This is a genomic window from Streptomyces sp. NPDC028331, from assembly GCF_055565775.1.
On record NZ_JBVHTR010000035.1, the window covers coordinates 1 to 23,791 of the forward strand.

The 23,791-nt window shown below is 68.3% G+C and carries 22 protein-coding genes and 6 pseudogenes; 13 read left to right on the top strand and 15 right to left on the bottom strand.

Translation table 11 applies throughout. The annotated features are described in order from the left end of the window. Positions 1-108 precede the first annotated feature (108 nt). The 4 genes from ACZ4SW_RS34375 to ACZ4SW_RS34390 are packed head-to-tail and all read right to left on the bottom strand — an operon-like array spanning position 109 to position 2,299. On the bottom strand, positions 109-825 hold the full coding sequence (locus ACZ4SW_RS34375) for a DUF3159 domain-containing protein (protein ID WP_468253013.1): 717 nt from the start codon (positions 823-825) through the stop codon (positions 109-111). Beyond that, on the bottom strand, positions 822-1,139 hold the full coding sequence (locus ACZ4SW_RS34380) for a hypothetical protein (RefSeq protein WP_468253014.1): 318 nt from the start codon (positions 1,137-1,139) through the stop codon (positions 822-824). Before ACZ4SW_RS34380 ends, ACZ4SW_RS34375 begins: the two co-directional genes overlap by 4 nt. A 3-nt stretch (positions 1,140-1,142) precedes the next feature. Beyond that, positions 1,143-1,619, bottom strand: a complete 477-nt coding sequence (locus ACZ4SW_RS34385) for a hypothetical protein (protein WP_468253015.1) — start codon at positions 1,617-1,619, stop codon at positions 1,143-1,145. Beyond that, positions 1,616-2,299: a DJ-1/PfpI family protein gene (locus ACZ4SW_RS34390; protein ID WP_468253016.1), complete on the bottom strand. Its 684-nt coding sequence runs from the start codon at positions 2,297-2,299 to the stop codon at positions 1,616-1,618. Before ACZ4SW_RS34390 ends, ACZ4SW_RS34385 begins: the two co-directional genes overlap by 4 nt. A gap of 189 nt (positions 2,300-2,488) precedes the next feature. Between ACZ4SW_RS34390 and ACZ4SW_RS34395 the strand changes: the two genes are divergently transcribed. Beyond that, on the top strand, positions 2,489-3,436 hold the full coding sequence (locus ACZ4SW_RS34395; protein WP_468253017.1) for a GlxA family transcriptional regulator: 948 nt from the start codon (positions 2,489-2,491) through the stop codon (positions 3,434-3,436). Between the two features lie 440 nt (positions 3,437-3,876). On the opposite strand, the pseudogene ACZ4SW_RS34400 reads toward ACZ4SW_RS34395, so the two are convergent. Then, positions 3,877-4,262, bottom strand: a pseudogene (locus ACZ4SW_RS34400) (IS701 family transposase); the annotation flags it as partial. Here ACZ4SW_RS34400 and ACZ4SW_RS34405 point away from each other — a divergent pair. After that, positions 4,145-4,594 (top strand): isochorismatase family protein, encoded by a 450-nt coding sequence (locus ACZ4SW_RS34405; protein ID WP_468253018.1) that lies wholly within the window; start codon positions 4,145-4,147, stop codon positions 4,592-4,594. The pseudogene ACZ4SW_RS34400 and the gene ACZ4SW_RS34405 sit on opposite strands and share 118 nt — an antisense overlap. 14 nt (positions 4,595-4,608) lie before the next feature. Here the strand turns inward: ACZ4SW_RS34405 and ACZ4SW_RS34410 are convergent. The 3 genes and pseudogenes from ACZ4SW_RS34410 to ACZ4SW_RS34420 all read right to left on the bottom strand — a co-directional run. Further along, positions 4,609-4,848: pseudogene (locus ACZ4SW_RS34410) on the bottom strand (IS5/IS1182 family transposase); the annotation flags it as partial. Continuing rightward, positions 4,844-5,074: pseudogene (locus ACZ4SW_RS34415) on the bottom strand (NAD(P)-binding domain-containing protein); the annotation flags it as partial. The pseudogenes ACZ4SW_RS34410 and ACZ4SW_RS34415, both read right to left, overlap by 5 nt. Further along, positions 5,055-5,450 (bottom strand): hypothetical protein, encoded by a 396-nt coding sequence (locus tag ACZ4SW_RS34420; protein ID WP_468253019.1) that lies wholly within the window; start codon positions 5,448-5,450, stop codon positions 5,055-5,057. The pseudogene ACZ4SW_RS34415 and the gene ACZ4SW_RS34420, both read right to left, overlap by 20 nt. Before the next feature lie 707 nt (positions 5,451-6,157). On the opposite strand from ACZ4SW_RS34420, the gene ACZ4SW_RS34425 reads away from it, so the two are divergent. From ACZ4SW_RS34425 to ACZ4SW_RS34435, 3 genes and pseudogenes are all read left to right on the top strand, one after another. Next, complete coding sequence (locus ACZ4SW_RS34425; protein ID WP_468253020.1) at positions 6,158-6,985, top strand: alpha/beta fold hydrolase; 828 nt, start codon at positions 6,158-6,160, stop codon at positions 6,983-6,985. A 207-nt stretch (positions 6,986-7,192) separates the two neighbouring features. Next, a pseudogene (locus ACZ4SW_RS34430) lies at positions 7,193-7,402 on the top strand (transposase); the annotation flags it as partial. Positions 7,403-7,688: 286 nt separating this feature from the next. Further along, positions 7,689-7,844, top strand: a complete 156-nt coding sequence (locus tag ACZ4SW_RS34435) for a hypothetical protein (RefSeq protein ID WP_468253021.1) — start codon at positions 7,689-7,691, stop codon at positions 7,842-7,844. A 365-nt stretch (positions 7,845-8,209) separates the two neighbouring features. On the opposite strand, the gene ACZ4SW_RS34440 is transcribed toward ACZ4SW_RS34435, so the two are convergent. Beyond that, positions 8,210-8,974, bottom strand: coding sequence for an SDR family NAD(P)-dependent oxidoreductase (locus tag ACZ4SW_RS34440; protein ID WP_468253022.1), 765 nt, complete (start codon positions 8,972-8,974; stop codon positions 8,210-8,212). 176 nt (positions 8,975-9,150) lie between these two features. Between ACZ4SW_RS34440 and ACZ4SW_RS34445 the strand changes: the two genes are divergently transcribed. Continuing rightward, positions 9,151-9,477: an ArsR/SmtB family transcription factor gene (locus ACZ4SW_RS34445; protein ID WP_468253023.1), complete on the top strand. Its 327-nt coding sequence runs from the start codon at positions 9,151-9,153 to the stop codon at positions 9,475-9,477. A gap of 476 nt (positions 9,478-9,953) precedes the next feature. On the opposite strand, the gene ACZ4SW_RS34450 is transcribed toward ACZ4SW_RS34445, so the two are convergent. Together ACZ4SW_RS34450 and ACZ4SW_RS34455 are read right to left on the bottom strand one after the other, a co-directional pair. Beyond that, a complete protein-coding gene (locus ACZ4SW_RS34450; protein WP_468253024.1) occupies positions 9,954-12,443 on the bottom strand; it encodes a SpoIIE family protein phosphatase in 2,490 nt (829 codons plus the stop codon). A 442-nt stretch (positions 12,444-12,885) separates the two neighbouring features. After that, a pseudogene (locus ACZ4SW_RS34455) lies at positions 12,886-13,121 on the bottom strand (RNA-guided endonuclease TnpB family protein); the annotation flags it as partial. 201 nt (positions 13,122-13,322) lie between these two features. Here ACZ4SW_RS34455 and ACZ4SW_RS34460 point away from each other — a divergent pair. The 5 genes from ACZ4SW_RS34460 (at position 13,323) to ACZ4SW_RS34480 (ending at position 17,292) form a co-directional block, all read left to right on the top strand. Continuing rightward, positions 13,323-13,961, top strand: coding sequence for an HD domain-containing protein (locus ACZ4SW_RS34460; RefSeq protein WP_468253025.1), 639 nt, complete (start codon positions 13,323-13,325; stop codon positions 13,959-13,961). Between the two features lie 276 nt (positions 13,962-14,237). Continuing rightward, complete coding sequence (gene sigJ / locus ACZ4SW_RS34465) at positions 14,238-15,128, top strand: RNA polymerase sigma factor SigJ (protein ID WP_468253026.1); 891 nt, start codon at positions 14,238-14,240, stop codon at positions 15,126-15,128. 180 nt (positions 15,129-15,308) lie between these two features. Then, the gene (locus ACZ4SW_RS34470; protein ID WP_468253027.1) at positions 15,309-16,229 is read left to right on the top strand and encodes an NADP-dependent oxidoreductase; all 921 of its coding nucleotides are present in this window, start codon (positions 15,309-15,311) and stop codon (positions 16,227-16,229) included. Positions 16,230-16,244: 15 nt separating this feature from the next. After that, positions 16,245-16,709, top strand: a complete 465-nt coding sequence (locus ACZ4SW_RS34475) for a cupin domain-containing protein (protein WP_468253028.1) — start codon at positions 16,245-16,247, stop codon at positions 16,707-16,709. Between the two features lie 124 nt (positions 16,710-16,833). After that, the gene (locus ACZ4SW_RS34480; RefSeq protein ID WP_468253029.1) at positions 16,834-17,292 is read left to right on the top strand and encodes a carboxymuconolactone decarboxylase family protein; all 459 of its coding nucleotides are present in this window, start codon (positions 16,834-16,836) and stop codon (positions 17,290-17,292) included. 239 nt (positions 17,293-17,531) lie between these two features. Here ACZ4SW_RS34480 and ACZ4SW_RS34485 read toward each other — a convergent pair. Then, positions 17,532-18,562, bottom strand: a pseudogene (locus tag ACZ4SW_RS34485) (oxygenase MpaB family protein); the annotation flags it as partial. Positions 18,563-19,293: 731 nt separating this feature from the next. Here ACZ4SW_RS34485 and ACZ4SW_RS34490 point away from each other — a divergent pair. Beyond that, the gene (locus tag ACZ4SW_RS34490; protein WP_468253030.1) at positions 19,294-19,632 is read left to right on the top strand and encodes a MerR family transcriptional regulator; all 339 of its coding nucleotides are present in this window, start codon (positions 19,294-19,296) and stop codon (positions 19,630-19,632) included. Between the two features lie 372 nt (positions 19,633-20,004). On the opposite strand, the gene ACZ4SW_RS34495 is transcribed toward ACZ4SW_RS34490, so the two are convergent. Next, on the bottom strand, positions 20,005-20,277 hold the full coding sequence (locus ACZ4SW_RS34495) for a hypothetical protein (protein ID WP_468253031.1): 273 nt from the start codon (positions 20,275-20,277) through the stop codon (positions 20,005-20,007). A gap of 727 nt (positions 20,278-21,004) precedes the next feature. Here ACZ4SW_RS34495 and ACZ4SW_RS34500 point away from each other — a divergent pair. After that, on the top strand, positions 21,005-21,814 hold the full coding sequence (locus tag ACZ4SW_RS34500) for an RNA polymerase sigma factor SigF (protein WP_468253032.1): 810 nt from the start codon (positions 21,005-21,007) through the stop codon (positions 21,812-21,814). Here ACZ4SW_RS34500 and ACZ4SW_RS34505 read toward each other — a convergent pair. Next, a complete protein-coding gene (locus ACZ4SW_RS34505; protein ID WP_468253033.1) occupies positions 21,794-23,020 on the bottom strand; it encodes a glycoside hydrolase family 88/105 protein in 1,227 nt (408 codons plus the stop codon). The genes ACZ4SW_RS34500 and ACZ4SW_RS34505 overlap by 21 nt on opposite strands. 68 nt (positions 23,021-23,088) lie before the next feature. Continuing rightward, positions 23,089-23,667 carry a TetR/AcrR family transcriptional regulator gene (locus ACZ4SW_RS34510; protein WP_468253034.1) on the bottom strand — a complete coding sequence of 193 codons (579 nt, stop codon included), beginning with the start codon at positions 23,665-23,667 and terminating at the stop codon, positions 23,089-23,091. Positions 23,668-23,791 lie beyond the last annotated feature (124 nt).

The following is a 23,791-nucleotide window of genomic DNA, read 5'->3' on the forward strand; positions in this document are numbered from 1 at the left end:
CACCAGATACGACAAGACCGCCACCTCCTACGAAGCGGCGGTCACCCTCGCGTCATTCCTGCTCTGGGCAAGATCCGTTTGAAGACGGACCCTAGGCTCGGCGATGGTTCAGAACCTGTAGGTAGGACGCGACGACGTCTTCGGCGAATGGTTGCACCGTTCACCGTACAGACCCACCCCCGTATGCGGGTCCACGCTGCGTCCAGCGCCAGGACCGCTTGCGATTCCCTGGATGCCGGACCTGTATCCGGCGGCCGACTCGCGGTGCCGGGCCACGGCCATGCGCGACAGAGCCAACGTGGCGGCGGTGATCCCGGGCCACAGCGCTCCCATGACGACGTGGAGGACACCGAGCCAGGCGATCTCCGCACGGCTGTAGAGGGCGGCCTGCGCAGCCAGACTCGCCAGGCACACCAGGCCGATGCACACCGTCATCCAACGATAGAAACGGTGCAGGGGCCGGTGCGACCGCCAGTGCGGTGGGCCGCCCACGAGCCGGTTCGCCACCAGGCCGGCCAGGGGACGGCCTGCCAGCACCGACAGCAGGCAGGCCGCCGAGGATGCCGCGGGCAGCAACATGGGCAGCAGGAAGAAGCCCCGCGCCTGCCCGGTACCGACCGCCACGGCCGCGCAGGTCACCGCCAGCAGCGCGCCCACCGCCGCATGCTGGAGGTACCGGCGGGTCCACAGACCACAGGCGAGGACCAGTACACCGGCCACTGTGGCCGCCACGAGGGCGGTCCGCAGCCCGTCGGCACCGTAGGCGGCCACGAACGCCAGGGTCGGCGCCGCCGTAGCCGCTAGCCCCGGAAGGCGGGCTCTCATCGTGCCCCCGATCCGGTGTCCGGAGCGGCCTGCGCGTCGGCACGCTCCAGGGCACGGAGCGCGAGCAGGCCCCCGATGCCAGGGATGATGGCGCGCAGCGTGGCGCCCGTGCTGCGGCGCGGGTCGCGCCGGGTGGCCAGGATGCCGAAAAGCCAGGCGACCCCGTGCACCGGGCCGAACAGCGCGGCGATCTCCCGGGCGTTCCCGGTGGCGATGTTGACCGACAACACGGCGAGGCTGACCAGTTCGATGGTTGCTGAAGCGCGCAGCGGTCTGCGTGCGAGCCGTGGCGCGGGTACAGAGTGGGCGGTCATGGGTCACACTCCCGTGGTGGAGCCGGGGCGGAGAATCATCAGGACGGTGACCGTCGCCCAGAGCAGGTTGAAAGCGCCCGTCAGCATGGCCAGGCGCGCGGTCTGCGCGCGCTCGACGGCCACCGTCCCGGCCGCGGACTCGCCCAGCTGGGAGAGGAGGCGTTCCTGGGCCGGCAGAACCAGCAGCGCCAGCACCAACGCGGCTGCACCCGTCAGCGTGATCGACGTGATCAGCCAGGCGCTGCCCAGGACGTGCAGCTCGCTCGCGGTGGCGAAGCCGAGGACGGGAACGGCCAGGCCGAGGGCGGCGTAGACCCGGCAGACGCGGTGCAGCACCCGTACCGTGGCGAGTGACTCGTGCTGGTCGGGCGTGCCGGCGGCACGGCGGGCCGCAGCGGGAAACATGCTGCCCGCCACGGTCACCGGGCCGACGGCGACGATCGCCGCGAGCACGTGCAGGATGAGCAGGAGCTTGGTCACCGCGGCTGCTCCGCGCCGGCGGCGGGGGACACCGGCACAGGCCCCTGGTCGCGCCAGACGACGCCGCGGCGCTCGTGGGCGAACAGCCGCTCCACCGCGAGCGCGACTTTCGGCCCGACCTCCCGTTCCAGCAGATACAGGCCCAGATCGAGGCCAGAGGTGACGCCGCCGGCGGTGACCAGGTCGCCGTCGTCGACGATCCGGCCCGGGGCGACGTGCACACCGCCCGCGCCCAGCAGGTCCAGACCCTGGTGATGGGTGGTGGCGTGGCGGCCGTGCACAAGCCCGGCCATCGACAGGACCAGCGACCCGCCGCAGACCGTGGCCACCGTGGTGCCCGCTGCGGCCAGCGCGTCGGCCAGCAATTTCGGGAGCTCCGTGGTCAGCGCGCGGCCGAGGATCACGGGAATGTGTTCCTCAGCAGAGTCGTTCGCGCCCTGCCCGGGGAGCCTGCCGGCCGCGCCCGGCACAACGACCAGGTCCGCGCGATCCGGGGCCAGAGGAGCGGCGGCCGTCAGCGCGACGCCGGGTATTCCGCTCGGCACCTGCCTGGCTCCTTCCGCACAGGCCAGTTCGACGGTCACCCGATCGGTGAAGGCCCGGGCGGCGCTGAAGACCTCGAACGGAGCGATGACATCCAACGGGTCGAAACCATCGAAGAGGACGAACTGTGCCAGCATCGGCGACTCTCATTTCCCTCGGTTCATGACTGCCGCGCTCACGCTAGGCGGCACGATCAGACCCCAACCATGGGCTTGAATGACACAACTCAACGAGTTCTCGCCACTTCGCTGACCAGTGCTCTTGTGACCCTCAACTTCTGGACCTGTGTCGTGTGTTACGGCGGGAAGTGGGCGTAGTCTGCGTGGATGCACACCGTGGCGATTCTTGCGCTGGACCAGACGGTGGCCTTCGACATGGCCATCCCGGTCGAGGTGTTCGGACGCGTTCGCCTGCCGGACGGGCGTCGCCCCTACCGGGTGCGCGTGTGTGGAACCCGACCGGAGGTGCCGACCGAGACGTTCACCATCCGTGTGCCCTGGGGGCTGGACGGCCTCGCCGGTGCCGACACGATCATCGTGCCCGGCCGGGAGGAGCACGCGGGGCCGCCCCCGGCCGAGGCACTCCAGGCACTGCGTGACGCCGCCGCCGACGGCGCGCGCATCGCCTCGATCTGCGGCGGCGCCTTCACTCTGGCCGCCACCGGCCTGCTGGACGGCCTGGCCGCGACCACCCACTGGATCGCCGCCGACCAACTCACCCGGCAGTACCCGAAAATCGAAGTGCGTCCGGACGTGCTCTACGTGGACAACGGCCAACTGCTCACCTCCGCCGGGGCCTCCGCCGGCATGGACCTGTGCCTGCACCTGGTCCGCCGTGACCTGGGCTCGGCCGTCGCGGCGGACGCGGCCCGACTGGCCGTCACCCCCCTGGAACGGGAGGGCGGCCAGGCCCAGTACATCGTCCACGAGCCCCCGCCGCTGCCTCGCGGCTCACTTCTGGAACCGACACTGGCCTGGATCCAGGACCACCTCGGCGAGGATCTCACTCTGGAGGCCATGGCTGCCCGCTGCGCCATGAGCACCCGAACCTTCAGCCGCCGCTTCCGCGAACAGACCGGCACGACCCCGCTGCAGTGGCTGCTTCGCGCACGCGTCCGACACGCCCAGTACCTACTTGAGAACAGCGACCATCCCGTCGAACGTATCGCCGTGCAGGCCGGTTTTGGATCCGCGACCGCCTTCCGCGAACGGTTCAAGCGCGTCACCGGCACGACACCGCAGACCTACCGGGCCACCTTCCGCCGTTCTTGCTGAAACCCGGGTCACGTCCACTGGGGTGGTGTACGGACGGCCACTCGGTGCCTCGGTGGTGCCGACCACCCCGCGGGCCAGCACGCACGCGCCGACCATCATGGTGGCCGAGCGCACCGTGCAGTTCATGCGGATCGCCGCGTTCTGACCGCGGCTGTGCCGTGGCGATCGTCCGATCGCAGCCGCATGTTGGTACTCATGCTGAACTCGTGGAGTCCGGTGGTCTGCACGCGTCGCCGTCCACGTCGGCGTTGCAGGAACCGGCGGCGAATCGCTCTGCGGCCTCCAGCCGGATCCGCTCGCGAATTGCCTAGTAGTGCTTCGTTAGGTTCTGGGCTGTCTGCTGATGCTCCGAGAGCTGGGCAGGGGGCGTCCGCAGGTGGTGCAGGTACCGGTCCAGCGCCTCAGCAGGTCCTGAAGAGCGTCGAGGATCTGGTAGAGGGTCAGGCCGGTGTGCGGACTTTTGTGTCGAGCCGCCTGAGGGTGAGGAAGGCCTGGGCGGCGGTGACGAGGGTGACGTGGTGGTGCCAGCCGCGCAGGTGCGGCCCTCGAAGTGGTCCAGTCCGAGTCCGTGTTTGAGTTCGCGGTAGTCGTGCTCGAGCCGCCAGCGCATCTTTGCCCATCGCACCAGGTCAGCGGCCGGTGTGGTGGCGGGCTTCGATATCCAGTAGTCCGTCGGAGTGTCCTGCCCGTCCGGCCATTCGACGAGGAGTGTCTGGACGGGCAGGACGCTGTCCCACCGGTTGCGGCCGCCACCCGCCTCCTGAGCTGCGGCCGGGGACTGCTTGCCCGCGGGCCGCACTGTCAGCACCGCGAACCGCGAGGACAGTCGTGCTGGACAAGGACAGCGCGGACTCCTTCCTCGACACCGGGCTCGGTGATCTGCTGGACGAGCGGGACGTGTGCCGTGTGATCGTCACCGGCTTCGCCACCGAGTACTGCGTTGACTCCACCAGCCGCGGCGCGCTCTCACGCGGCTACGACCTTGTGCTGGTCTCAGACGGACATACCACGCCGGAGCGCCAGCCTGGTGCTGCGCCGTCGGCCGCTCAGGTCATCGCCCACCACAACACGACCTTCTCAGCCATCCAGTACGCCGGGCGCTCAATCGCGGTCACACCGGCTGCGCACGTCCGCTTCGATGCCGCACTGGCGAGTTGAGGACAGCGTCCGGATCAGCGGGCGGACCAGAGGAGGATGCCCGCGATGTGGAGTCCAGCCAGGCAGATGGTCGCGGGCTTCTCATAGCGGATGGCGATGCCGCGCCACTGCTTGAGGCGGTTGATGCACCGCTCGATGGTGTTGCGCTGCTCGTAGGCATCGCGGTCGAAAGACGGTGGTCTGCCACCACGGCTGCCCCGCCGCAGCCGGTGAGCGCGCTGATCCGCTGGAACCGGGATCACCGCCCGGATGCCGCTGGAGCAGCTCGCTGGAGGTGACTTCGCCGCTGTCCAGTTCGGCCATGCGGCCGTCGCGCTCCGGGTAGTGGTTCATCGTGCCGATGACGATCTTCCCGGCTAGGGCGTCGGCGGGGAGTTTGTCGTAGGCGCTCATGGGGACGGTCGCCACCACTACGTCGGCCGCCTTCGCCGCCTCCTCCGGGGTGGCCGCGCGGGCGTGGTCACCGAGTTCGGCGACCAGGTCGGCGAGGGTGTCGGGGCCGTGCGAGTTGCTCGGTGTTGATCCTGCTCCGGGCGTGCCGTGTCACGGCGAACAGGCGTGTCTGGTTGAGGATGGTCAGGCCCATGATGGTGATGCCCAGCAGGACGATGGCCACCACGAGCAGCGCCACGGAGTGACCGGCGAGCGCGGCAGTACCGAAGGCGACGACGGCCAGGGCCCACCCTGCTCCGGTGGCGGGCAGTGACCACCCGTGGTCCTGGAGCCGGCCCGCTCCCTGTGCGGCCGAGGCGTCGGCCAGTCCCGCCAGCCCGAACAAGCCGATGACGGAGACCGGGTAGGAGAACGGCGGTGCGCTCAGCAGGAACGTCAGCGACGTGCACCTTGGTCGGAACACATGATCAGACGAAGGCCGCCTCAGCGTCCGGAGAATGTCCAGGTGAGCGGCCTAGTTCGCAGCTCATTTCGACGCCGAAGGTTAAAGAAAAAGCTCAGCGTCCAGAGGAGTAACCCGCAGACCCGCGGTTGCCTCATGGCCGTCGCGGCGGCGGATCCGCACCCGCCCTGACCAGGGACTGCCGGCAAAGACACGGGGAGCCTCCGGGGCGCCCGAGACCAGCAGCGCCTTGGCGGGACCATGGAGCACTTGGTCAGCCGAATAGCCCCATAGGCGTTCGGCGGCCCCGGTCCACACGGAGACCGTCACGTCGGCACTGAGCCCTGCCAGGACGTCACCCGGTCCACAGCCCACTCGTCAGCTGAGGATCTCGTAGCACCATCAGTGGACATACTGCAACTATGTCGCGCATGTGCCGACCCCTCCACGGCAGGGGGCCATGCTCCGCCTCCACGCCTACGTCCGTTCCGCCCAGATCTGCGGGATCCTTTGAGAAGCATGGAGAGTGCTGGGGCCTGCCCGACGCGCTCAAGGGGGGCTTTCCGAGTAGCGTAGGAAACACGACGTGCTCATCGGCCGCCTTCCGCTGCCGGCCTCTCCGTCGCCCGGTGCGTCCGCTGCTGGTCGTGGCATGACATTCCAAGTGCGGCTCGGGCACTGAATTCCCATGCAGTGCGGAGTCCCGGACAAGTGCTAGAGAGGCAATCATGGGGTTTGCCACTGCCAAGGACGGCACACAGATCTACTTCAAGGACTGGGGATCGGGCCCACCGGTCGTTTTCTCCCACGGCTGGCCACTGATCGCTGACGCGTGGGATCCGCAACTGAAGCTGATGGCGGACAATGGCTTCCGGGCCGTGGCCCACGACCGGCGTGGGGGTGGACGCTCGGGCCAGCCCTGGCAGGGGAACGACCTCGACACGTACGGTGAGGATCTGGCCTCGGTCATCGAGACCCTCGACCTCCATGACGTCATCCTGGTCGGTCACTCGACCGGTGGGGGAGAGGTCACGCGCTATCTCGGCCGACACGGCTGTAGTCGTGTCACCAAGGCGGTTCTGCTCGGCGCGATCCCCCCGTTGATGCTCAAGACGGAAGCGAACCCGGAGGGGCAGCCGGTCGACGTCTTCGACGAGATCCGCAAGGGCGTGCTGACGGACCGTTCCCAGTTCTACAAGGATCTCAGTGCTCCCTTCTACGGCGCCAACCGCGAGGGATCGACCGTTTCTCAGGGGACTCGCGACGAGTTCTGGCTCTGGAGCATGACGGTGGGCATCAAGGGCGCCTACGACTGCATCAAGGCGTTCTCCGAGACCGACCTCACCGAGGACCTCAAGAAGTTCGACATCCCCACGCTGATCATTCACGGCGACGATGACCAGATCGTCCCCATCGTGGCATCCGCGAATAAGTCGTCAAAGCTCGTGAGAGATGTGACATTCAAGGTCTACCCGGGTGCTCCGCACGGCTTGTCGATGGTTCCCGAGTTCGCGGATCGGTTCAACGCCGACCTGCTCGCATTCGCACGCGGCTGACCGGCCACGCCGCGTCGCTCGCCGGTCCTCACGCGTTGTGGTCTGCGGGTGGTGGCCGTCCGAAGCTTCGACCGTCGGGCGCAGCGGGTGGAGCAGGAGGAGCCGGTGGGGCCATGTGAGCTTGGGCAGGGCGGTCCCGCGCAGAGCGACGCCCTGTTCCGATTCACCGGGCGAAACGGTCTTGTTATCGCACGGAGGTCCGCGCCCCGGGGCGTGGTGCCCGCCATCGCACGGCGCGGCACCGAGCACGGCTCCGGCCTGGGCGTCTACCGGTGGGTGGTCGAGCGGACCTTTGCCTGGCTGCACGGCTTCCGCCGGTTACGCGTGCGCTGGGAACGATGAGCAGACATCCACCAAGTGTTCCTCAGACTCGCCTGCTGCCTGATCATCCACCGGCAACTCAAGTCATTGTGTTAGCCGTTGTTAGTCGGCACTTGGAGAAGATGGCCGAAGCTGAAGTCACCGTGCGGTTGGTCAGCGGTCAGAAAGGCCGCGCAACGGCAGGCTCCCGTCTGGCCGGGTCCCGCTCGCCCTGCTCAAGCACCTCGCGTTCGTGGCCGGCAGCGGCAAGGGCATCGGCGCCGGCGGTCGTGAAGCGACGGCGCAAGGACGGCTATGCCGTGGTCACGGGCTCAGGCTCAGCCGTGCTGGAGCAGGGTGAGGACCTGACCGTGGTGCGGGCCGAACTCGCCAGGGCGAAGGGATGAAGGCCCTGGCCGCCGCCGCGCTGGAGCGCGGCCCGGTGGATGCGCTGGTCGACAACGTCGGGCAGTTCGACGCCCGGGGCTCGTTCCTTGACGTCACCGACGCCCAGTGCGAGCAGAGTTTCCCCGCCAACGCGTGGCAGCGGTGCGTCTGACCCGTGCCCTGCTGCCGGCGTTGCTGCACGCAGCCGGGGGATCGTCAACTCGTCGTCGATCAGCGCGTGACTGCCGTTCCTATGGTCGTCGACCACGCTGCCGGAGGAGTTTGCGCGCACTGCGGAGTCCCGGGCAAGGCGGTGTCGCTGGGACCGGTCCGCACGTCGGGCTGGACAGACGACGGCCGACTGGGAGACGGCGTGGCCGTCGCGTCCGGCGTCACACGGGAGCAGGTACTCGCCGGGGGCGTGTGCCGACCGGGCATGGGTATCGCACTCGGATGATGGGCGAGGCGGACGAGATCGCCGCAGCTGTCGCACTTCTGTTGGGGCCTGATGCCCGGTGGATCACCGGAAAAGCGTATTCAGATGAGTTCGAGGCCTCCGTCGATCGTGAGGACCTGGCCCGTCAGCCACGTCGCGGTGGGTTCTGCGAAGCGGACGATCCAGGACGCCACTTCCTCCGGTTGTCCCCTCCTTCCCAGAGGGATCCGGGATGCCTGCTCCTTCTTGACCTTCATCACCTCCTCCTCCGTGAGCCCGCTGACGTGGAGAGCCTCACTCTCGGTCGGACCGGGGGCGATGGCATTCACTCTGATCCCGTCCTTGGCCAGCTCGAGCGCCCAGGTACGCGTCAACTGTTCCAGGGCGGCCTTGGTCGCCCCGTAGTGGGCACCGCCCGGGTGGGGGCGGTGGCCGTAGGTGCTGGAGATGTTGATGATCGAGCCCTTGCTGCGGCGCAGGTGAGGCAACGCTGCCTGCGCGAGCATGGTGGGTGCGATGACGTTGAGGTCGAACAGGTCAGTGATGCGCGAGCGTGTCACCTCGTCGAACGAGACGCGTGCGGTGGCGCCGGCGTTGTTCACCACCACGTCAAGCTGCTTCCACCGGTCGATCGCCGTACTGATGATCAGCTCAGGTGCCTGCTCCGAGCGCACGTCAGTGGCGAGAGTCGCGATGCCGGGGTGCATGGCGGCGGTTTCCTCCAGGGCCGCCTGGCGTCGGCCGACACCGAGGACGTGCGCCCCCGCCTCGGCCATCGCGACCGCCGTCGCCCGGCCGATCCCTGTACCGGCTCCGGTGATGATGACGACGCGGTCATGAAGGGGGCGGGCATGCTGGTGTTCCATCACGGAGTCTTCCTCTTGAGTCCCTCGCCGATGTACGTGCAGTGGATGCCCGCGTCGTCGCTTCTGCGAACGACTGGCGTCCGGGCACGACCGGCAGGCAGACATCGGCAGAGTCGGATGTCCACGAAAAGCACAGTACATCGAATATCGTCGATAATCGATGTACCGTGTCGACCATGCCCAAGGAAGTAAGCCACCCAGACCTCGAAGAGGTCACCCTCGCCGCGGTGCTCTCAGCTCTGGGTGATCCTGTCCGCCTGCACATCATGGGCGTCCTTGCGGACGGCAAAGAGCATGTGCGCACAGACTTCACTGTTCGAATCGCCCAATCCACCTTCAGTCACCATATGAAGACGCTCCGTGAAGCGGGACTCACTCGGCAACGGATGGAGGGCACGCGCTGCTACGTGGCCCTGCGAGAAGAGGCACTGCGACGATTTCCCGCCGTACTGGAAAGCGTCCTCGCTGCGGAACGAGCCGAGCGCATGAGCGCCATTCCATAACTGGCTGTTCTCCATCCGGTCACGTGTCTGGGTGGGGGGTCGAACAGGGGCCTGGTTCGGCGGAGTCGGCCGGTGGGGCTGCATGGAAGAAGCGCCCCGCTGCCGACCGCGCCGCAGCCCGGCCAGTACGGGCGCGGTCGGCCACCCGGCGGCGCGGCATCGGCGTACGGACGGAGGATCGGCAAGTGATGGGAGGAGCCACCCAAGAGGTGCAAAGGCTCTGCGGCTGATAGGGGGGAGGGCCAGATGCGGCGCGCGCGTCAGCAACGACGGGTGACTCTGCGGCCGGCTCGGCAGAGGCCGGACCGCGTAAGAGCCCGGGAGAGAGCGGAAAAGCCAGAGCGGCCACGGCAATGGGGATCTGCTCATGGGTCAGGCCGCTCTCGCTGGCCAGGTTTCCTTCTGGCCGTGCTGGTCACGCCGGCCTCCACGACAGACCGGGATGCCGCTCGGATGCTGCTGCCGACAAAAGTGGTTCACGCACTGGCTGGCAGTTGCTGATCGGCCCAGATGATTTTGCCGTCCGAGATGTGGCGGGTTCCCCATCGGCGGGACAGTTGACTGACGAGGAAGAGGCCGCGGCCGTGTTCGTCGGTGGAGCGGGGGTGTCGCACAAGCGGGTGGCTATGGCTGGTGTCGGAAACTTCGCAGGTCAGCATCTCGTGCCGGATGAGGCGTAGGCCGATCGTGCGGTCGCTGTTGCAGTCGCTGCTGCCGTGGATGATGGCGTTGGTGAACAGTTCGCTGACGATCAGCTCTGTGGACTCGGCTAGCTGTTCCAGTCCCCACTGGGTCAGCTGCCGGGCAGCGAGAGTTCGGGCACATCTGACGACAGCGGGGTCGCCGGGGAACTGCCAAGAGGCAACCTGGTCCGCGCTCAGCGAGCGGGTCCGTGCGAGAAGCAGAGTGACATCGTCGCTCGGCGGCTTGGCCCGCAGTGTGTCCACTACGGAAGAGCACAGATCGTCCAGTGTGAGATCGGGCCGTGCGAGGGCCGCGCGCAAACGGTTCATGCCGGCGCCGATGTCCTGGTCGCGTGCCTCGATCAGACCGTCGGTGTAGAGGGCGAGAACGCTTCCTTCGGCGAGTTCCAATGTCACGGACTCGAAAGGGACCAGTCCGAGGCCGAGCGGTGATCCGGTGGGCAGGTCAGGGAAGGCGACGTGGCCGTATGGGTCGATGACCGCGGGCGGGGGGTGTCCGGCCCGTGCCATGGTGCAGGTACGAGTGACCGGGTCGTAGACGGCATACAGGCACGTGGCGGCCATCGTGGTGGTGGCCGGGTGCCGGGGGTCGGCTTCCGCCTCGCTGAGGCGGATGACCTGCTCGTCGAGGCGGGACAGTACTTCGTCGAGAGGCATGTCCATATCCGCAAGGGTGCGCATGGCGGTGCGGAGTTGACCCATCTTCGCCGCCGCGTTGATGCCGTGTCCGACCACGTCGCCGACGACCAGGGCGACGCGGGCGCCGGAGAGGGGGATCACGTCGAACCAGTCACCCCCGATGCCGTAGTGGCTGTCGGCCGGCAGGTAGCGCCAGGCCACATCAGCGGCGGAGCCGCCTGTGGGACGGTGGGGGAGCAGCAGCCGCTGCAGGGCGAGAGCCGCGGAGCGTTCGCGCACGTATTGGCGGGCGTTGTCCAGGGCCAGCGCTGCCCAGGTGACGAGTTCCTCTGCCAAGAGAAGGTCGTCCTCCTCGAACGGCCTGGGGTCCTTCGTCCGCACGAAGACCGCCACACCCAGCACTGTGTCCCGGGCCTTGATCGGGACGACCATCAGCGAGTGCATGGCGTGCTCGCGGAGCTTCTGCGCCCGCGCCGCGTCGTGGTGATCCAGCCATGTGCCCGGGGATGCGTCGAGTATGGGCTCGAAATGGGATTTCCCGGAGCGCAGGACGCCGGTGAAGGGCGAAGTGGGCGGAACGAAGACTGGCTCTCCGCGAGCGAACAGGGACTCCGGCGTTCCCGGGTGGATCGATGCCAGGCCGGCACGGCGGAAGACGGGGATCCGCCCGCCCTGTGGGCTGAGATGGGTCAAGGGCTCCTCGCCGAGTGGGACGGACTCCGCCAGGTCGACGGTGGCGTAGTCCGCGAGGAACGGCACGGCGAGGTCTGCCAGTTCCTGCCCGGTCTGCATGACGTCCAAAGTGGTGCCGATGCGCCTGCTGGCCTCGCCGAGGATTGCCAGACGCTCTCGCGCCCGTCGGCTGTCGGTGACGTCCACGCTCACGACGCACACGCCCAGCGCGCGCCCCTGCGCGTCGTCGAGGCGGAAGTAGGACGCTGTCAACATCCGGTTGCTTCGCACATTCGCCGGCAGGAAGGCCTGGTAGTCCACGTTGATCGCCGGGTCGCCGCTCTCCAGCACCTGGTGCATCACTGCCTCCAGTGTTTCGGCCTTCGTCCCGGGCGCTGCCTCCGTCAGCCTGCGGCCCAGCCGCTTGTGGAGAGGGATGCCGTCCTTGGAGCCCTGGGTGTCGTTCACTCGGATGCAGCGCAGGTGCGTGTCCCGTACGACGACGCCGATCGGCAGGCGGCTCGGCAGCGGCAGCTTAGCGGGGAGCGGCTCCGCCACTGTGGCCTTGGCCGGCCACGCGGGAAGCGAGGCCTTGTCGGTCGCGCAGACCACCCACCAGTCCCGGCCGTCCTGCCCGGTCAGTGATGACACGCACAGGCGTACACCGATCCTGCGGCCGTCGCGGTGGCGGACCTGCGCGAGGTCGGACCAGCAGCTCCGGAGGGTGCTCTCTTGTGCCGCTTGTGAAGCCCTTGCTCGGTCGTCAGCGGCCACCAACAGGACACCGGCGGACCGCCCCACCACCTCCATGGCCGAATAGCCCACGAGCCGCTGTGCGGCCTGCGACCATCCGACCACCGTCCCCTGCTCGTCCAGGAGAGCTATCGCTGGGCGGACTCTCTCGATGGCCGTCTGAGCCTCGGAGACTGCTTTCTCTGCGGAACTGCCCATTGCTCCTCCCTTCTGTGTCCCCCGGCGATCCGGTCCCCCCCCAGCTGCTCGGCTGTCTGGTGGATGGACAAATCCAGAGCAGGAGTGATCGAGCTACCAGGCATGGCGGCCGGCAGTGCGTTCACACCGCCCCCGACGGTGGCTGCGGCGGTGGTCTCGACCCGTCAGACGTGCTCCGGCGGGCCGCTGACGGGACCTGGGTGCGGTCAACCAGCGCGTGTGCTCGGGAGGTCCTACAGGCTTCTGTGTGCTTCGTTTGTGTTCACGTCTGCAACGCTACGCACGGGGTGGCGCCCGAGTGTGGTCCATTTCTACGACAGATTCCCAGGCCAATTCTGCGGACAAAGCAAGATCGCGACCTACGGCCAGGACAGTTCATCGCGGGTGGGTGCTGTTCCCGTCATGACCGGACCGCATGCGTGCGTCCCCACAGGGAGCTCATCATCATCCGCTGGTAGCGAGCCAGCCTCACGGCGCTCCTCCCGCTGTGCCGGGATGGGGCAGGTCGTGATCATCGCCGGTGGTGGTCGCGATCTCCTTCACGCCCCAGTCGACCCCGATCGCCCGGCCCGTGGTCGACAGCGGCTCGATCCGTGCCGAAACGACAAACGAGGCGTACCAGTGCCCGACACTCTCCTGACACACGCGCACGCCGGACGGCAAGCAACTCGAATCTCGGCAGGGAGGCTCTCGAACCGGACAGAGGCGCGACGAGGATCGCCCCCAGATGGGCGGCGGAGCCCACACCCCGCTGCCCGCCGTCCGGATCCGGGTGATTCATGGCCGGACCGAGGCGGCGCCGGACGCCGGTCGGCTGCAGTGTGGAAGAAGGACGCACCGTCCACTTGAAGCACACTGATATCGGAAGGCACAGAGATCATGAGCGAGATCATCGCGGGGGTGGAGATTCCTGAAACGGCGGCGGTCGCCGAAGCCACCCGCCTCATGCAGGAGATGACCAGTCCCCTCATCTACCATCACTCGCGGCGTGTTTTCGTCTTCGGCGTCATTCATGCTCGCAGGCTCGGCCTGGAGCCCGACCCGGAGCTTCTCTACCTGTCCGCCATGTTTCACGACACCGGCCTCATGACGCCGTTTTCCGAGGTGGAGCAGCGCTTCGAGGTCGACGGAGCCGACCATGCGCGCAAGTTCATGCTCGACCGTGGTTTCCCGGCCGCGGCCGCCGACGTGGTGTGGACGGCGATCGCGCTGCACACGACCCCGGGCATTCCCGGGCGGATGGGCCCGGAGATCGCCGTCACGAATTTCGGGGTTCTGACCGACGTGATCGGCTTCGGTCTCGACGAGCTGGATCGCAGCCAGGTGGACGAGATCACCGCCGTCCACCCGCGGGGCGACTTCAAGAACGAGTTCTTGCAGGCCTACTTCGACGGACTCAAGCACCGCCCGGAGACCACGAACGGGACAGTGAATTCGGATGTGCTGGAGCACTTCGTACCCGGCTTCCGTCGCGTGACCACGGTCGAGCGCATGCTGGGCGCTCCCTGGCCGAGCTGATCAGGGCGTCACAAAAGACAACGTGATGAAACGTGTGTGAGTCGCCCTCGCGACGGGCGTCGTCTCGGGCGAGGTGCGTCCTTCGCCGACGTCGGCTTCGTCGGGGCGCTGTCCTTGGCGTCGGGCCTCCACGCCGGACGATCGCGTGCACACCGTCCTGCCCCGGCGCCGTCCCCGAAGCAGCTTGATCGCGCCTTACGGCTGCCGTGTCAGAGCGGGCTTCCCGAGTCGGCATAGCTACGCTGGCTCCGCGAGTTGGAGGAGGTTGCGATCCGTATGGGTGACGGGTACGGGCCCGGACGGTCTGAGCAGGAGGACCCGCTCGGAGCCGGATGGGAGAGGCACCGGCCCGCGGTTTTCGGTGTGGCCTACCGTCTGCTGGGGAGTGTGGCCGATGCCGAGGATGTGACCCAGGACGTGTGGCTGCGGGCGGCCGGAGCGGATCTGCAGGACATCGCTGACCTGCGGGCCTGGCTGGTGACGGTGGCCGCGCGACGGTCGTACGACATTTTGAAGAGTGCCCGTTTCCGCCGGGAGGCCTACGTCGGGCCGTGGCTGCCGGAGCCGCTGCTGACGGGGCCGGACGCGTCGCAGCCGGTACTCGTCGACGAGTCGGTCAGTTCGGCGATGCTTCTGATCATGGAAGAGCTGACTCCGCCGGAGCGGGTGGCCTTCGTCCTGCACGATGTCTTCGGACTCGAGTTCGGCCGGATCGCCGAAGTGCTGGATGTCTCCGGGCCGGGTGCCCGGCAGCTCGCCTCGCGGGCACGACGGCGGGTGGCCAAAGCGAAGCAGTCCGCGCCGCAGGCGTCGAAGGAGGAGCGCGAACGCGTCCTCGCGGTCTTCCGCGCCGCCTACGAGGCCGGGGACCTGGCCGGCCTGGTCAGGCTCCTGCACCCGGACGCCGTCTACGTCACCGACGGCGGCGGCAAGGTCTTGGCGGCTCGCAAGCTCATCCACGGCGGCGAGCGCGTCGCCGAGGTCATGGTCCGTACGGGGCGCCAGTGGCGTCCGGACCGCATCGACTTCGCCGAGGTGGGCGGCGAGCTCGCCCTCGTGTTCCACCGGGAAGGCCGGGTCTACTCCGTCGACACGGTGCAGATCACAGACGGTCTGATCGCCGCGTACCGCCGGGTCATAAATCCCGACAAACTCGTGCGCGTCTGAGCTGTCACATCCGCGGGGGCCATCTCGTCTCCCAGATGACAACGCAAACGGGCGACGAAGGAATACCCGGCAACAGGTGAGATCGATCATGCAGAGCGGCATACATCCACCTGCAACCGCCAAGAGCCCTCGCGCGAGCGCGCGGTGCGGTCGGGTCGCCCCTGCTCAGTAAGGACCTGTATGCAAGCCATCATGGTGCGAGACCGCAACGCCGGTCTTGCCGGAATGTCCCTGACGGACATGCCCTACCCCCATGCGGCCGAGAACGACGTCATCGTGCGGGTGCACGCCGCCGGCTTCACCCGTGGCGAGCTGGACTGGCCCGCCACGTGGACCGATCGCGCCGGTCGCGACCGGACGCCGAGCGTGCCCGGGCACGAACTGTCGGGCGTCGTCGCAGAGCTGGGGTACGGCACCACCGGCCTCAGCGTCGGACAGCGGGTGTTCGGCCTGGCCGACTGGACCCGCAACGGCACCCTCGCCGAGTACATCGCGGTGGAGGCACGCAACCTCGCCCCGCTGCCGGCGGACATCGATCACACCGTGGCCGCCGCGCTGCCCATCTCCGGGCTGACCGCCTGGCAGGGCCTGTTCGACCACGGCCGCCTCACCACGGGCCAGACCGTCCTGATCCATGGTGCCGCGGGCGGCGTCGGCTCGATCGCGGTACAGCTCGCCCGCGAGGCCGGCGCCCGCGTCATCGGCACCGGCCGGGCCTCCGACCGGGACAGGGCACTCGCCCTCGGCGTGGACACCTTCATCGACCTGCAGACCGAGAAGCTTGAGGACGCCGGCGAGGCCGACGTCGTGTTCGACGTGATCGGCGGTGACATCCTCGACCGCTCAGCTGCCCTGGTCCGGGCCGGCGGCACGCTGGTCAGCATCGTCATGCCGCCCGAGGTCCTGCCCAAGGACGGGCGGGCGGTCTTTTTCGTCGTCGAACCCGACCGCGCCCGGCTCGCCGATCTCGCCACGCGGCTCAGGGACGGCCGACTCAAGCCGTTCGTCGGTGCTGTTCGGCCGCTCGCCGAGGCACCCGCGGCGTTCGCCCCCGGCATGCGCACCCCAGGCAAGACGATCATCCGCGTCAAGGAAGACTGAGTCAGGAGACCCATTGTGATCGGAACGCGAATCGCCGCCGGCCTCCTGGCGGCTGCCACGCTCACTGCGGCCACGGCCTGCTCGACCTCCGAAGAGCCCGCCCACGCCAAGGCACAGGCGGCGGTCGTGGCATCGACGGCCCCCGTCGAAACTCTCACAACGCTGCTCCAGCAGGCCCTTCCGAATGTGAAGGGCAAGACGTTCACCTCAGCGATCGTCGCCTTCCCACCCGGAGCGAAAGCGCTGCCGCACCGGCACGGCCAGGCGTTCGTCTACGCCTACGTCCTCGAAGGCACCGTGCGCAGCAAGCTCGACGACAAGCCCGTCACCACCTACCACCAGGGCGAGAACTGGGTCGAGCAGCCGGGCGCCCACCATGTCCTCACCGAGAACACCAGCCGGACCAAGCCGGCCAAGCTCCTGGTCGTCTTCGTCTCCGACACCGGAGCCAAGCTCAAGGTCAACGACCCGAACTCCTAGCCCGGGGCACGCAGCGGGCGGCAACACTCTCCACGAGCCCCACCCACGCCAGAGCACGCCCCACCCACCACCAGGACGCGCCCGAAGAGCGCGGCGCGGACCACACGAAGGAAGCGAAGGAACCATGGCCGACCCTCAGCGCGTCAACATCGGCGAGCAGCACCCGGCCGCCTACAAGACCCTCATCGCCCTGTCGTCGGAGGTGGACAAGGCCGCCGCCGCAGCGGGCCTCGACCCGCTGCTGGTCGAACTGCTGAGGATCCGCACCTCCCAGATCAACGGCTGCGCGTTCTGCCTGCGTATGCACACCCGCGACGCTCTCAAGAAGGGCGAGAACCCCGACCGGATCGCCGTGCTGCCCGGATGGGAAGAGACCGGCTACTTCTCCGACACCGACCGCGCCGCCCTCCGCCTGACCGAGGCGATCACACGCGTGCCGGACGGACACGTCAGCGACGAGGACTTCAACGCCGCCGCGGCCGTACTTACGGAAGACCAGGTCTCGGCAGTCGCCTGGCTGGCAACCGTGATGAACGCCTTCAACCGCGTCGCGATCACCAGCCGGTACCCCGTCGGCAGCTGATCTCGACGGCGCCACCGGCGCTGACAGAAGCCGCCGAAGCCTCCGCCGTCACGAAGGTGATGGTGGAATCAGCCGGGCAGCTTGTACGCGCTGCCCGGCTCACCCAAGCACGAAGGCGTCCGACGGCGTACGCGCACGGGGGAACGCCGGGGGAGCAGTCGAGCCGCTTGTCCATGCCAGGGGCGGAAGCGCCGTACGCGTAGAACCAGAGCAGGGCGGTCGGGCCGCGCCGGTCGCGTCTCGAAGACGGTCGTGAGGTGGCCGAGACGGTCCAGAGCCCAGGCCCCGAGGGGGAGCGGTCCTCGATGGTCTCCAGGATGCCGAGGAGATGGGGCACGGCCTTGACGACGGTGTCCCACGGGGTGTGCGGCACCTTGAGCCAGTCGGCGCAGGTGTCGCCGATGAGGTAGCGGATCAGAGCGGAGACGATCGGGTCGAAGAAGGTGCCGGGCACGATCTCCTCGTAGAGGTCGATGAGCTGCCGGGTCAGATGCGCGCCCTCTTCGGAGGGCCCCATGTGCCGGATCATGTACCGATCGAGGAACTGGCGGGCCGCGTCGAGCGTCTTGGGAACGGCCCGCTGGTCGACGCCGAGCATGGCACCGACCACCCGCCAGGCGTAGTAGTAGGCTTCCGCGCCTTCCTGCGACATGTGGATGTTGAGGCGGTGGAGGCTGTCCAGCACGAGCAGGGAGAAGAGCATCTGGCCGCCGATCATGTCCTCCTGGCAGATCGGCACTCCCAGCGCGGCGGTGTCCCAGCGGTTCTCGCGCCTGAGGTGGTGGCGGATGGAGGCGTGCAGGAGGCGTACCTTCTGGGCGGCGGGGATGAAGCGGCTGCCGGCTTCGAATGCGTCGGGCTGCATCAGGTAGACGGTGAACTGGCCCGTCTCTGCCATGCGTTTGGAGGGGTACTTGAGCCCGTGGGTGGCCGACAGCAGTTGCGCCACCTGCGGTACGACGTAGCAGGCGGGCATGGAGGCGAAGGACAGCGCGGTGGAGATGTGCAGGTTGTTGTCGATGAAGAACAGCCGGGCCTTCTCCATTTCCGACCAGTCCACCCAGGAGGGCGGGGTGCGGGTGGCCTCGAGGTACTCGCGTGCCACGTCCGGCAGACCTTCTGGAAGGGGAGCGCCAGCGGTGGAGACGTAGCGCATGAGGGTGTTGAACGTGCCCACCTGGCCGCGTTCGAACAGTGCGGCGACGGTGGCGTCGGCGAGTTCGTCACCGGCCTGCCGCAGGGCGTCCATCGATGCATCGGTGCAGGTCATGGCGGGGCTCCTGGTCTTCCACGGGATCGTTGCTGAGCGGCGGGAGGGGCAGCGGCCGGGGTGCGAGGGGTCAACAGAGGCGGTTGGCCGCTGACTGCGCCAGCGCGGTCAGGGCAGCGTCGGCGTGCGGACGCGCTACACCCTCCGCCCAGAGGGCACACTCCGCCATCCAGCAGAGGCCCAACTGCCCGTCCGCGGCCTGCTGGCACTGTCCAACCATCAAGACGGCCAAGCCTGAAGCCCCAACCTGCCGGGCACCCTTTCAGGTGTATTTGAGGGAGGATTCCCCACCCGAACCACGGAGGAAATCTGTCACGGCTGAGGTAGACATTGGTCATTCGCAGGACTACCGTTTCTCCTGTACCCAGGAAGTCGAAGTGGGCACGGCAGACAGGAACTGCCGTGCATGCAGGTCGAGCAGGACGCGACCCGAAGGGGCCGCGAGTAGTACCCGCGTTATCCAGCAGTACAACCGAGTAACCGAAGGTAAGGAGCAGAACGCCATCAGGATCGCCCGGGCGAGGAAGCAGTCCGCCCGGGTACCGCACGGCCCCGGATTGGAAGGTGGTCCCCGGTCACGCATCCGCGATCCCCGCAGTCCAGCCCTCCCAGGCGGAACCTGCGGACAAAGAAGGCCGACGCAGTCGGCCGGTAGATGGTGTTGAAAGCTCGGGGCCCGGGTGCCAGTACGGCACCCGGGCCCCCCGACGCATCCCCGAAAGAAGAGGTCTATGCCCCCTCGTAGTACCCGGCCCGCCGACATCCTCGACGACGACGACTACCCCGCCTACACCATGGGCCGGGCCGCCGAGATGCTCGGCACCACGCCCGCCTTCCTCCGCGCCCTCGGCGAACACGGCCTGATCACTCCCTTGCGCTCCGAAGGCGGCCACCGCCGCTACTCCCGCTACCAGCTGCGCATCGCCGCCCGTGCCCGCGAACTCGTCGACCAGGGCACCGCCATAGAGGCCGCCTGCCGCATCGTCATCCTCGAAGACCAGCTCGAAGAAGCTCAGCGCATCAACGAGCAACTGCGCGCCCAAGGCGGCCAGCCGCAGTCGAAGCCATGAGCCTGACAAGGACGCCGGGTGCGGCCGCCGAAGCCGACCGACCAGCGGACCAGGCACCCCTCACAGGTCCGCGCCGCCGCCTCGCGCTGGGCCGCAACCAGTACGCGCACAGCACTACACAAGGACCCCGACACACCTGCCGGGGTCCTTGGCCATTCAAGTGCAGCTGCCTGATTGCCCCCCTCGGCGGCGCCGACGACGAGGTGACCGACGCGGTCGCCGAGCAGACCGGCGCAGGCCCGGACCGCGGGATGTCGGTAAATACGCTGTGGCCCCCGGTGCAGCCGAAGACCAGAGGATGAACCTTCCTCACCCATCACACCCGCGTGCTGCTGGTCATCGCACGCGCTCCTGATCTGCGCCTCCGCGACATCACCGCGGCCTGCCACACCAATTCATACCGCCGCCACCGACCCAGCCGTAGATCACGTCGATCTCCACACCGGCGTCCAAGGCCAGGACCTCGGGCGCCACACCGGCACTCCAGGCTGCGAGCACCGCGCGCCGTAGTTCCTCCGCGCGTGTGGCCAGCCCCACCTCGGCGGCCTCCGCGGAAGCCGCCGTCAAGGCACCGGCGTCCTCGGTCAGTCGTTGCGCCGCCCGGCGTACAGCGAGGCGTTCCTCTTCCCACCGCTGCTCGTTCACCCTCAGCCTCCCAGGGGACGCAGCTGTTGATCAGTCTTGCGTGGTCGGCCTGCAGCACCATCCGCAGCCCCCACTCGGCCGTCACGGGCAGCGGATACAGGGCAGCGTCATCGTCATATGCACCTCCACCTGAAGGGCACCCGCAGGCGGACCGGAGACAGGCATGACGGCTGCCGGCGCACCGTGTCGAGGCGGGTCGTCAGAGGGCGGTACGGTTGCCGCCGGGCGCCCCGGGTGCAACGGGATGGGAGCTGGGACTGCTGCTGCAGGAGCTCATGCCCGTTCACCTCCTCGGGCCCGCGGCGGGTCAGGTCAGGCGACGACGCATCGCGCCTGAGCCAGTTTACGCCGATCCCGAGGCATCTCACCCTGGTGCCGGGCCCCCAAGGCCGGGGTGGTGAGCGACTGGCCTCAAGAAGAAGAGCCGCGCCCTTCGCTGATTCCTAGAGGCGGAGAGGGGATCAACCAGTGCGGGGTTGACGGTTTTTGTACTGCGAGGAGCGGGTGGAGGGGGGAGCGTGAGAGGGCATCGCCCGTGGACCTCCCAAGACCGGCGTTTGCGGTGAATGCGCCCGGGCAGGCGCGACTCAGTGCTTCGGACAGCAGGCACGTCCGTGGGAGCGGTGCATCACGCCACGGTGTGCTCTGTCGCACCCGCCTCCCCTCCCACGGTGACCGCCCCACCCAAGGCACCCAGTACAGCACCAGCAGGGAGTTGCAACGCACCATGCAGACCCGAGCAAGCGTGAACCACCCCCACGACGACGCCCCCGACACCACGGAGGCCTTCCGCAGGCTCGCCTCGCTCCCCCCGGGCCCTGAGCGTGACGCGCTTCGCGACGAGATCGTCGAGGCCTGGCTGCCCATGGCCGAACGGCTCGCGGGACGCTTCCGCAACCGCGGAGAGAACATGGACGACCTGCGTCAGATCGCCTTCCTCGGCCTGGTCAAGGCCGTGGACCGCTACGACCCCGAGCGCGGGCACGCCTTCGAGAGCTATGCCGTCCCCACCATCACCGGGGAGATCAAGCGGCACTTCCGCGACCACATGTGGACCCTGCACGTACCGCGCCGCGTCCAGGACCTGCGCAACCGCGTCCGCTTCGCCGTCCAGGACCTCTCCCAGACGATCTCCGGGCGCAGGCCCACCGTCGCCGAGATCGCCGAGCACGCGAACATGAGCGAGGAGGACGTCCTGGCCGGCCTCGAGGCCCTGGAGAGCTTCACCGCGCTCTCCCTGGACGCCGAACTGCCCGGCAGCGAGGACGGCTACTCGCTCGGCGACTCGCTCGGCTCGCTCGACCCCGCGCTCGACACCGTGGTGGACCGCGAGGCCGTCAAGCCCCGCATCCAGGCCCTCCCGGAACGCGAACGCGCCATCCTGTACATGCGCTTCTTCCAGGACATGACCCAAAGCAGCATCGCCGAGCACCTCGGCATCTCCCAGATGCACGTCTCCCGCCTGATCAGCCGCTGCTGCTCCAAGCTGCGCGAGCAGGTGATGCGCGAGGCCGCCTCACCGGCAGCGCACCGCTGACTCCTGGCCGCCGGACGCGGTCCCGGTACAGATGTCGGTGAGGTCGCTGAGGCCGTCCGGACCGCGGGACAGACGGCCGAGCACGCCCCGATGGCCGCGCCGCACCACAGCGGCGTACTCCGGGCCGACCAGGCCGCGCCGGATCGCCTGGGCGATGATGTACACGTACATCGACGCGGCGGACGTCTCGGTCCAGTCGCCGCTCACCGTGCCCTTGTCGACGACCTGGAACCAGCGGCCGGTGGCCGGGGCCTGGTGCCGGGCGAGGGCGGCGATCAGGCGGCGCAGGACCGACTCCAGGCGCGGGCGGTCTTGGTGGTCCTCGGGCAGGTACTCCAGTGCGACGGTCAGTGCCATGCCGTACCAGCCCATGGCCCGGCACCAGCGCTCGGGGGAGTGGTGGGTGACGGAATCGGCCCAGCGCTGGGCGCCGGACTCGTCGTACGCGTGCAGCAGGCCGGAGTCCTCCTGCAGGTGGGTGGCGTAGAGCGAGAGCTGCCGGGCGGTCTCGTCGTCGGCGTAGCCGGCTTCGCCGTACAGGTGGCCGTAGGGGATGAAGAACGGCAGCACCATGAAGGTGCCGTCGCCCCAGGGCTGGTGGGTACGCGAGGTGGCGTGCCAGAAGGCGCCGTCGGATGTGCGCGGGTACGTGGTGAGTCGGTTCCTGATCGCCTCGGCCGCCGAGCGGTAGCGCGGATCCCCGGTCTCCTGGTGCAGGATCAGCAGTACGTTGCCGGACTGCATGCTGTCCAGACTGTTGAAGCTGTAGTGGATCGTGCCGTCGGCGTCCGCGAAGCGGTCGGCCCATGCCTTGACGTACGCCAGGTAGCGGGGTTCCCGAGCCGCCGGTACACGATGTACTGGCCGAACAGGTACAGGCCTTGGGTATAGCCCCAGTCGCCGAGCGTGGCGGGGGAGAACCAGCTCATCGTGGACTCGACGACCGCCTTGGACCACTCGTCCGTGGATGTCTGCCAGTTGCCCAGTGCCAGCCAGTCGAGCGCCGGTCCGCCCGCCGGGCCGGTCGTGGTGGCCCCGACCGTATTGCTCCCGGCGCGCAGCGCCGGTGCCGCTTGAAAGGAGAGGAAGACTGGCTGCGGCGCCAATTATGGTTCTTCTTGAGGGATTTACACCGGGTTCGCGAGCCATGAACAGCTCCCTCTGTTGAAGCTTGCCGACCAGGACAACGGCTGACTGTTCAGCCATAGATCCGATCTTTTGGGTGTGGGCATGCCAAGAGAGAGGTGATTCGTCCGCCGTCGGCGGCGCGGCGCTCACGCGTTCGGCGCTCCTGTACGCAGGCCGTCCATGACCAGGTCGAAGAGCCGGGTGGCGCGTGATTGCCAGTCGTCGTGCGGGTCGAGCTGCCACAGACCTGTGATGGCGAGGAGGAAGTCGTCCGCGGTGACTCCGGGCCGGATGGTGCCGGCTTCCTCGTTGGCGCGGAGCAGGCGTTCCGCCGCGGCGGCCACTGGCGTGGGGGACGGCTTCGTCGGGCCGCCCGGTGTGCCGGTCACCTGCCGGATCGCGTCGGCCAGTCCGGCCTTGGCCATGGCGAACTCGGAGAGCCGGTCCATCCAGGCGCGCAAGGCCTCATCGGGTGCCCGGGTCCCGAGAAGGTGGTCCGCGCAGTCCGCGACCTGCTGCATTTCGTGGCGGTAGATTTCGAGGACGAGCGACTCGCGATTGGGGAAGTTGCGGTAGAAAGTGCCCTGTCCGACGCCGGCCTTCTTGGCGATCGCGCTCAGCGGGGTGTCCGCGCAGTGCGACAGTTCGACAAGAGCAACTTGCAGGATGCGTTCGCGGTTGCGTTGCGCGTCCGAGCGCCGGGGTGAGTCCTTCTGCTGCGGCACTCGTCCTCCTCGATGGTTCGCGACCGAACCTCGCCCTTGCTAAGCGGACAGCTGTCCGTTAGGTTTCCTGTAGTGGACAGCTGTCCGCTTACGTTCACCATAGCTGTGGACGCGACACCGCGGC

What these genes read in the sequence shown, in the direction of transcription:
- ACZ4SW_RS34375 (WP_468253013.1), bottom strand. Translation starts at nt 825, where the DNA reads ATGAGAGCCCGCCTTCCGGGGCTAGCGGCTACGGCGGCGCCGACCCTG.
- ACZ4SW_RS34380 (WP_468253014.1), bottom strand. Translation starts at nt 1,139, where the DNA reads ATGACCGCCCACTCTGTACCCGCGCCACGGCTCGCACGCAGACCGCTG.
- ACZ4SW_RS34390 (WP_468253016.1), bottom strand. Translation starts at nt 2,299, where the DNA reads ATGCTGGCACAGTTCGTCCTCTTCGATGGTTTCGACCCGTTGGATGTC.
- ACZ4SW_RS34395 (WP_468253017.1), top strand. Translation starts at nt 2,489, where the DNA reads ATGCACACCGTGGCGATTCTTGCGCTGGACCAGACGGTGGCCTTCGAC.
- ACZ4SW_RS34425 (WP_468253020.1), top strand. Translation starts at nt 6,158, where the DNA reads ATGGGGTTTGCCACTGCCAAGGACGGCACACAGATCTACTTCAAGGAC.
- ACZ4SW_RS34435 (WP_468253021.1), top strand. Translation starts at nt 7,689, where the DNA reads ATGAAGGCCCTGGCCGCCGCCGCGCTGGAGCGCGGCCCGGTGGATGCG.
- ACZ4SW_RS34440 (WP_468253022.1), bottom strand. Translation starts at nt 8,974, where the DNA reads ATGGAACACCAGCATGCCCGCCCCCTTCATGACCGCGTCGTCATCATC.
- ACZ4SW_RS34445 (WP_468253023.1), top strand. Translation starts at nt 9,151, where the DNA reads ATGCCCAAGGAAGTAAGCCACCCAGACCTCGAAGAGGTCACCCTCGCC.
- ACZ4SW_RS34450 (WP_468253024.1), bottom strand. Translation starts at nt 12,443, where the DNA reads ATGGGCAGTTCCGCAGAGAAAGCAGTCTCCGAGGCTCAGACGGCCATC.
- ACZ4SW_RS34460 (WP_468253025.1), top strand. Translation starts at nt 13,323, where the DNA reads ATGAGCGAGATCATCGCGGGGGTGGAGATTCCTGAAACGGCGGCGGTC.
- sigJ (WP_468253026.1), top strand. Translation starts at nt 14,238, where the DNA reads ATGGGTGACGGGTACGGGCCCGGACGGTCTGAGCAGGAGGACCCGCTC.
- ACZ4SW_RS34470 (WP_468253027.1), top strand. Translation starts at nt 15,309, where the DNA reads ATGCAAGCCATCATGGTGCGAGACCGCAACGCCGGTCTTGCCGGAATG.
- ACZ4SW_RS34480 (WP_468253029.1), top strand. Translation starts at nt 16,834, where the DNA reads ATGGCCGACCCTCAGCGCGTCAACATCGGCGAGCAGCACCCGGCCGCC.
- ACZ4SW_RS34490 (WP_468253030.1), top strand. Translation starts at nt 19,294, where the DNA reads ATGCCCCCTCGTAGTACCCGGCCCGCCGACATCCTCGACGACGACGAC.
- ACZ4SW_RS34500 (WP_468253032.1), top strand. Translation starts at nt 21,005, where the DNA reads ATGCAGACCCGAGCAAGCGTGAACCACCCCCACGACGACGCCCCCGAC.
- ACZ4SW_RS34505 (WP_468253033.1), bottom strand. Translation starts at nt 23,020, where the DNA reads ATGGCTGAACAGTCAGCCGTTGTCCTGGTCGGCAAGCTTCAACAGAGG.